The 5,963-nt window shown below is 70.6% G+C and carries 7 protein-coding genes and 1 tRNA gene; 4 read left to right on the top strand and 4 right to left on the bottom strand.

All coding sequences use genetic code 11. The annotated features are described in order from the left end of the window. Positions 1-1,939, top strand: a 1,939-nt coding sequence (locus ACIKT0_RS11840; protein ID WP_407105537.1) for an ATP-binding response regulator, incomplete at its 5' end; no start/stop codon positions are given. Between the two features lie 17 nt (positions 1,940-1,956). Here ACIKT0_RS11840 and ACIKT0_RS11845 read toward each other — a convergent pair. Together ACIKT0_RS11845 and ACIKT0_RS11850 are read right to left on the bottom strand one after the other, a co-directional pair. Then, positions 1,957-2,139, bottom strand: coding sequence for a CsbD family protein (locus ACIKT0_RS11845; protein ID WP_407105538.1), 183 nt, complete (start codon positions 2,137-2,139; stop codon positions 1,957-1,959). 62 nt (positions 2,140-2,201) lie between these two features. Beyond that, positions 2,202-2,510 (bottom strand): hypothetical protein, encoded by a 309-nt coding sequence (locus ACIKT0_RS11850; protein ID WP_407105539.1) that lies wholly within the window; start codon positions 2,508-2,510, stop codon positions 2,202-2,204. Positions 2,511-2,669: 159 nt separating this feature from the next. Between ACIKT0_RS11850 and ACIKT0_RS11855 the strand changes: the two genes are divergently transcribed. Both ACIKT0_RS11855 and ACIKT0_RS11860 read left to right on the top strand, forming a co-directional pair. Continuing rightward, positions 2,670-2,746: transfer RNA gene (locus ACIKT0_RS11855), tRNA-Pro, on the top strand. 107 nt (positions 2,747-2,853) lie between these two features. Beyond that, a complete protein-coding gene (locus ACIKT0_RS11860; protein WP_407105540.1) occupies positions 2,854-3,174 on the top strand; it encodes a DMT family transporter in 321 nt (106 codons plus the stop codon). A gap of 57 nt (positions 3,175-3,231) precedes the next feature. Here the strand turns inward: ACIKT0_RS11860 and ACIKT0_RS11865 are convergent, their stop codons facing one another. Further along, a complete protein-coding gene (locus tag ACIKT0_RS11865) occupies positions 3,232-3,561 on the bottom strand; it encodes a hypothetical protein (RefSeq protein ID WP_407105541.1) in 330 nt (109 codons plus the stop codon). 274 nt (positions 3,562-3,835) lie between these two features. Here ACIKT0_RS11865 and ACIKT0_RS11870 point away from each other — a divergent pair, with 274 nt between their 5' ends. After that, positions 3,836-4,336 carry a YciE/YciF ferroxidase family protein gene (locus ACIKT0_RS11870; protein WP_407105542.1) on the top strand — a complete coding sequence of 167 codons (501 nt, stop codon included), beginning with the start codon at positions 3,836-3,838 and terminating at the stop codon, positions 4,334-4,336. Between the two features lie 46 nt (positions 4,337-4,382). On the opposite strand, the gene ACIKT0_RS11875 is transcribed toward ACIKT0_RS11870, so the two are convergent. After that, positions 4,383-5,726, bottom strand: coding sequence for a methyl-accepting chemotaxis protein (locus ACIKT0_RS11875; protein WP_407105543.1), 1,344 nt, complete (start codon positions 5,724-5,726; stop codon positions 4,383-4,385). Positions 5,727-5,963: the final 237 nt, after the last annotated feature.

Consider the following 5,963-nt stretch of genomic DNA (forward strand, 5'->3'; position numbering starts at 1 on the left):
CCTCGGACGCGCGCTCGCGGTCTCAGCCGCCGCGATCCAGGATCGCGAGCGCCGGCTCGCTGCGACCGAGGCGCTGTTCCGCGGCTTCTTCGATCATTCTCCCGACGCGCAGGCCGTCGTGGCCGTCGAGCCGGACGGCGCGTTCCGGATCGAGACCTGGAACGCCGCCGCCGCCAGTTTGTCCGGGATTCCCGCGAGCCAGGCCGTCGGCCGTTCCCCCCGCGAAACCTTCGGCGAGGCGCGCGGGGAGGCGATCGAGCGCGACCTCCGCCGCGCCATCGCGCTCGGCCGGGTCTCGATCGTGGAGCGCGAGGTCACCTCCTCGGGCGCGCCGGGGGTGTTCGAGATGGTCCAGGCCCCGCAATTCGCGGCCGACGGAACCGTGCAGCGGATTTTCGTCAGCGCACGCGACATCAGCGAGCGCAAGCGCGTCGAGCGGCTCAAGAACGAGTTCGTCTCGACCGTCAGCCATGAGCTTCGCACGCCGCTGACCTCGATCGCCGGCTCGCTCGGCCTGCTGGCGGGCGGCGCCGCCGGAACGCTCGGGGACAAGGCCCGGCATCTGGTGGCGATCGCGCACTCCAACAGCCTCCGGCTGGTGCGGCTCATCAACGACATTCTCGACATCGAGAAGATCGAGGCTGGCCGCATGACCTTCGAGGTCCGCACGGTGCTCGTACGCGAGCTGATCGAGCAGGCCGTGGGAGGACTTAGCGGCTATGCGGAGGATCTCGGCGTGCGGGTCGAAGTGGCGGAGGGCGCCCGGGGCCTGATGGTGCGCGGCGATCCGGATCGGCTCACCCAGGTCGTCACGAACCTCGTCGGCAACGCGATCAAGTTCTCGCCGCGCGGGGAGACCGTGACGGTCGCCTCGGCGGCGGAGGGCGACATCGTGATGATCGCGGTGCGCGACCGCGGCCCCGGCGTCCCGGAGGCGTTCCAGCCCCGCCTGTTCAGCAAGTTCGCCCAGGCGGACGGCTCGGACACCCGTCGGCTCGGCGGCACCGGCCTGGGCCTCGCGATCGCGCGCGAGATCGTCGAACGGCACGCGGGGGCGATCTCGTTCCGCAGCACGCCCGGCGAGGGCTCCGAATTCGAGGTGCGGCTGCCGCGGCACGCGGAGCCGGAGACCTCCGCGGCGGGCCGGGCGGCGGAAAGCTTTCTTAGGCCGACCGTGCTCGTCTGCGAGGATGACCCGCTGGTCGCCACCATCCTGGTCGAACAGATGCGCGACGCCGGCTTCGACGGCCTCGCCGCAGGCACCGTCCGGGCGGCGCTGGAGGCGCTGAGGACCCAGAAGGTCGACGCGGCGCTGGTGGACCTGCGTCTGCCGGACGGCGACGGCCTGGGGCTGATCCAGGAGGTTCGCGCGACGCCCGCGGGGGCGCGCATTCCGGTCGTCGTGGTGTCCGCCGACGTGTCATTCGGACAGCGCGACGCCCGGGCGGTCGGGCTCGACATCGCCGCCTGGCTTCAGAAGCCGATCGACATGCGCCGGCTCTCGGGCCTGCTCCGGCGGCGCCTGAGGCCCTACGGGCTGCGGCCGCGCATTCTGCACGTGGAGGACGACGGCGACCTGGCCAAGGTCGTGTCGGCGGCCCTGAGCTCGATGGCGGACGTGGTCTCGGTCGCCGGGCTTTCCGATGCGCGCCGCGAACTCGCGGGCGGACGCTTCGATCTCGTGATCATCGACGTCGCGCTCGAGGACGGCTCGGGGCTGGACCTGCTGCCCGAGCTCTCCGCCGCGCATCCGCACCGCATCCCGGCGCTGCTGTTTTCGGCGCAGGACATCGAGCCGGCTTGCGCGGCAGACGCCGAGGTCGCGATCACCAAGTCGCGGAGCTCGTTGCTGGCGCTGGTCGAGGAGGTGCGGCGGCTGACGGGCCCGCCCGCCAGCGACGCCGCTCCGCCCCGCGTCAGGATGGGGGCGGAGCCTTGAGAGGGGCCTGAGGCGCTTTACTTGACCGCGGACTTCACCGCGGTGGTCGCCTTGCCGACGGCCTTCTGCACCTTGCCGGCGGCCGCCTCGCCCTTGCCCTTGCCTTCGAGCTCGCGGTCGCCCGTGGCCTTGCCGGCGGCTTCCTTGGTCTTGCCGACAGCTTCCTTGGCCGCGCCCTTAACGGTGTTCTTGTTCACCATCGTCGTCACTCCTGCGGGGCGTCTCGCGCCCACTAAGCGAGCTTGACCGGCTCGCGGGCGGTTCAGAGCACGAAACGTCCCAGGACGAAGCCGACCAGAAGCGCGCCAGCGGCGGCCCCCAGCGGGTTCTGCCGGATCGTCTCCTCGAGCGAGGCCCTGCGCGCGCTGAGATCATCCATCGCCTCGTCATAGGCGTGGCCCCCGCGACGGGCGGTGTCCTTCAGGCGACGCGCGCCCTCGTCCGCGGCGCTGGAGACCGAATCACCGGCCTGCGCGCCGGCGCTCCGGGTCTTCGCACCGGCCTCGTGGCCCTTCTGGGAGATGTTGTCGGCCAGCTCGTCGGCCTTCTCGGGGAAATTGGAGTTCGCCATCTTGCAAAGCCCTTCGCTGGTCGCCGGAGGCGGCGTTCCTGCAACAAACGCCGTGGATTAACGCCGGTTCCAGCATGTTTCCGCGCCGCCGCGGCGGTCGCGTCGCGAGGGCCGCTTGCGGAGCGCCGCGCCGCCCCCTATAAGGCCGCCGTCGGTCGGCGGAGTGTGGCGCAGCCTGGTAGCGCACCTCGTTCGGGACGAGGGGGTCGCAGGTTCGAATCCTGCCACTCCGACCACCGACTTAAGCCCTGTGTTCAGGGCGAGCGCGTCGAGAGGCCACGTCCTCCCTCCGCCTCGCGGAGTTCAGGTCCGGGACGGCCCGGCTCCCGGAGAGGGGGGCGAGATGGCCTGGATCTACCTGCTGGCGGCAGGACTTCTGGAAATCGTCTGGGCTTACGCGATGAAGCAGTCGGACGGCTTCACGCGCCTGACGCCGACGCTTGTCACCTTCGCGGCCCTGATCGGCAGCCTTGGGCTGCTCGCGCTCGCCATGCGGTCGCTGCCGCTCGGCGTCGCCTACATGCTCTGGACGGGAATCGGCGCCATCGGCGCGTTCGCGGTCGGCGTGTTCGTGCTGGGCGAAAGCGCCAGCGCGGGCCGGCTCGTCGCCGCGGCCCTGATCGCCGGCGGACTGATCATGATGAAAATGACCAGTCCGACCTGAGGCTCCCGCGGTCCTCGCGGAAGGGCGGGGTGGAGCGGGGCTCCACCCTTTGATCGTTCAGCGGCAGACCTCGATGCGGCGCACGCGGGTGTAGCCGCGCGAATCGACGTAGCGCTGGTTGGTCAGGTAGCAATCATCGTCTCCGCCGCGCCGCGAGCCGGCGATCGCCGCGCCCGCGATCAGGCCGAGCGCGCCCGCGCCGACGATCGCGGCGGTACGGCCGCCATGGTTGTGGTGGCGATGGCCGCGATAATAGCCGTGATGATGGCCGCCGCCGTGGCGACCCCAGTGGCGCGAGTCAGCCGAAGCGACGGTCGGAACCGCGAACGCGCCCAGGAGCGCCGCCGAGACGGCGACTGCGATCGTCTTCTTAGTATTGCCGAACATGGACAGTGTCTCCTTTGATGCTCGAAGCATGAATGGGTCGACCTGAACCTTGGATTAACGGAATCCGCCGGACGAGCTCTTCCTCGGGTCTCGCTTAATATTCCGTCTGTTGCAGAAAACACGGCCCGGCCGCCGGGTACTGCTCGCTAGCGATGGTCGATCGATCAGCCGGCCGGGGCTTAGGGGTCGCGCCGGCCCGCGCTTGGCGTCGGTGGGGAACAGACCGGGAGGGCTCAGAGTTTCCCGGCTCCAGGAAGAATTGGAGACAAGCAAGATGGCGAAGAAGATGCAGGACCTGCTGATCGAAGAGCTCAGCGACGTGTACAGCGCCGAACGGCAGATCACTCAGGCGCTGCCGAAGCTCGCCAAAGCCGCCGCGTCGGCCGATCTGAGGACCGCCTTCGAAAGCCATCTGGAAGAGACCAAGGGGCAGATCGCGCGGCTCGACCGGATCTTCTCGCTGCTCAAGACGCAGCCGGAGGAGAAGGAGTGCAAGGCCATGAAGGGCCTCGCGGAGGAGGCCGACGAACTGCTGAAGGAGGATCTCGCGCCAGAGGTGCTCGACGCGGCGCTGATCGCGGCGGCGCAGAAGGTCGAGCACTATGAGATCGCGAGCTATGGCTCGCTGCGCGCCTATGCGGACGCCTGCGGCCTCGACGAGGTGGCGGATCTGCTCGGCCAGACGCTCGCCGAGGAAAAGGCGACGGATGAGAAGCTGAATGGTCTCGCGGTCGCGGAGATCAACCCGCGCGCCGTGGAGAGGTCGGCGGCCTGAGGGCGCGGAAGGCGGCGAAGGCCGCGATCCGCGCCCGGGCTTCGTCTCAGATGCGCGCGGCTTCCTGCACGGCGGCCTTTTCGAGGGCCGCCAGCGCGGCCTCGGCCCGCTGGAAGGCCTCGGAGGCCGTAGCCCAGTCCTGAGCCTTGGCGGCCGCCATCATGCGGGCGGCTTCCTGCCGGACCGCGTCGCGGCGCTGGATCAGCTCCGGCCAACGGTCGCCGGAGCGGTCGAGGCGGGCGGCGAATTCGTCCGCCACGAATGTCGGCGGCGTGAGCCCGACCAGGATCGACCCGAGCCGGCGGTGCGCGATCGCGCTGTCGGCCGCAAGCCGCGCCAGTTCGTAGTTCTTGATGTTCTTGCCGGCCGCGGCGTCGACGCCCGCCACAGCCGCGCTTTCGGCGGCGACGAGCTTGGCCAGCGCCTCGTCGATCTCGCCGCGCGTCTTGCTGGCGGTCTCGGCGATGCGCGAGACGTTCTCCGATATCTCGTTGGTGGCCGCGCGCTGCTGGCTGAGCACCTCGGCCAGCGCATGCATCTGCGTCGTGATCACCGAGACATGCTGCCCGACCGCCTCGACCTTGCCGCCGGTGGCGCGGATCGTGGCCTCGCCCTCCGCGACCGCGTCAGCGCTCTCCGCGGTGGCGCGCTTGATCGCGTCGGTCTCTTCCATCAGCGTTGCGATGCGGGCCCGGATCTGCTCGGTCGCCTTCGCGGTCTGCCCCGAGAGCGACTTCACCTCGTTGGCCACCACGGCGAAGCCGCGGCCGGCGTCGCCGGCGCGCGCGGCCTCGATCGTGGCGTTCAGCGCGAGCAGGTTGGTCTGGCTGGAGATCGCCTCGATGGTGCCGGCCATATCGGCGATCTGGCGCACGGCGTCCTCGAGCACGGAGATGCGGTTCGCAATGCCGGTGACGCGATCGCGGATCGCGTCCATCGAACCCGCCGCCTGGCGCATCTCGGCGACGCAGGCGGTGGTCTCGTTGCGGGCGGCGACGGCGTCGTCCGCGCCGGCGCGTCCCATCGAGGACATCTCGGAGATCGAATTCGCGAGCTCTTCGACCGCGCCCGCGATGGTGGAGGTGCTTTCGGCGACCTGGCGCACGTCATGCGTGACCCAGCCGACGCTGAGACCGGTGGCGGCGGCCTGCGCCGCGAAGCCCACGATGGTCTCCAGATCCTGCCGGCCGCGCCGGTCCAGCTCGGCCGCGAAGGCCTTGAGGGCCTCTCCGGCGTCGCCTTCCGGCCACTGCGCAATCGCCGCGCCGCGCTTCAGCGCGTCGAGCGCCGCGACCAGCGTGGCGTGATCCAGAACCTGAGCGGCGTCCTGCCGCGGCGCAGCCTGGACAGGCTGCGATTGCGCCGTCTGGCGCCCGAACCCGAATGTCATGGTCCCCCAACCACCGTTCCGGAAGCCGCTTCATGCGGTTCTCGCGGCGGAGCATGACGCGGCGGCGTTAACGGCGGGTGACCGGGCCGTCACCTCGGCTCGTTGGGCGAAAGCGCCCAGCGCGCGTTCACCCGAACCCGAAGCTCCTGCTCGCCGCGTGCGATCGGCGTCGCCTGGGCGGCCTCCAGCGTCTGGCGCGCCGCGAAGGCGCGCATCGGCTCCGGCTCGCCGACCTCC

The sequence above is a fragment of the Hansschlegelia beijingensis genome, from assembly GCF_045505405.1.
In the GTDB taxonomy this organism is placed as follows: Bacteria; Pseudomonadota; Alphaproteobacteria; order Rhizobiales; family Methylopilaceae; genus Methylopila; species Methylopila beijingensis_A.

Excerpts from the sequence above, each read along its gene's own strand:
- ACIKT0_RS11850 (WP_407105539.1), bottom strand. The coding sequence starts at position 2,510 with ATGGCGAACTCCAATTTCCCCGAGAAGGCCGACGAGCTGGCCGACAAC.
- ACIKT0_RS11865 (WP_407105541.1), bottom strand. The coding sequence starts at position 3,561 with ATGTTCGGCAATACTAAGAAGACGATCGCAGTCGCCGTCTCGGCGGCG.
- ACIKT0_RS11870 (WP_407105542.1), top strand. The coding sequence starts at position 3,836 with ATGGCGAAGAAGATGCAGGACCTGCTGATCGAAGAGCTCAGCGACGTG.
- ACIKT0_RS11845 (WP_407105538.1), bottom strand. The coding sequence starts at position 2,139 with ATGGTGAACAAGAACACCGTTAAGGGCGCGGCCAAGGAAGCTGTCGGC.
- ACIKT0_RS11875 (WP_407105543.1), bottom strand. The coding sequence starts at position 5,726 with ATGACATTCGGGTTCGGGCGCCAGACGGCGCAATCGCAGCCTGTCCAG.
- ACIKT0_RS11860 (WP_407105540.1), top strand. The coding sequence starts at position 2,854 with ATGGCCTGGATCTACCTGCTGGCGGCAGGACTTCTGGAAATCGTCTGG.